Raw genomic sequence first — 673 nt, 5'->3', positions numbered from 1 at the left:
GTTGAAGGCAGCCCGATTGCGAGTACCGGCCTGCGTAGAAGACATTGATTACCGCCACCCACGGGGTCTGGAGCGCTCTCGCATGGCCGGCCTGGCCAGCTGTGACTGGATCCGCCAATCCCTGAACCTGTGCATCACCGGCCCGACCGGTTGTGGCAAGACCTGGCTGGCCTGCGCCCTGGGCAACCAGGCCTGCCGGCAGGGGCTCTCGGTTCGCTACCTGCGCGTACCGCGCCTGTTCGAACAACTGCGCATCGCCCACGGTGATGGCAGCTACGCACGGCTGATGAACCAGTTACTGAAGACCGACCTGCTGATCCTGGACGACTGGGGCATGCAGAAGGTGACCGCACAACAACGCCAGGACCTGATGGAAGTAATCGAAGACCGGCACGGGCGAGGCTCAACGCTCATCGCCAGCCAGTTACCAACCGAACACTGGCACGACTACATCGGCTCCGCCACTCTCGCCGACGCCATTCTGGACAGGCTCCTGCACGGCGCTCACCGACTCAATCTGAAGGGGGAATCACTGCGAAAAGCGAAAGCACAAAACACGGAATCGGTTGACCCATCGTGACCGCTCAGAGTACAAAACTAGCTCCAGCGTGATGGCCGTGTGCGAATCGGTCACGATCCCCGGAATGACCGGTCACGTTCGCCGGAATACGCA

1 protein-coding gene is annotated in these 673 nt (G+C 61.7%); it reads left to right on the top strand.

Translation table 11 applies throughout. The annotated features are described in order from the left end of the window. A partial coding sequence (istB, locus tag Q668_RS01025) for an IS21-like element helper ATPase IstB (RefSeq protein WP_036218802.1) occupies positions 1–580 on the top strand: 580 nt, incomplete at its 5' end. Positions 581–673: the final 93 nt, after the last annotated feature.

Origin of the sequence: Marinobacter sp. ES-1, assembly GCF_000475255.1 — a bacterium.
GTDB classification, from domain to species: domain Bacteria; phylum Pseudomonadota; class Gammaproteobacteria; order Pseudomonadales; family Oleiphilaceae; genus Marinobacter; species Marinobacter vinifirmus.
This window is presented reverse-complemented; position numbering and strand designations above follow the sequence as displayed.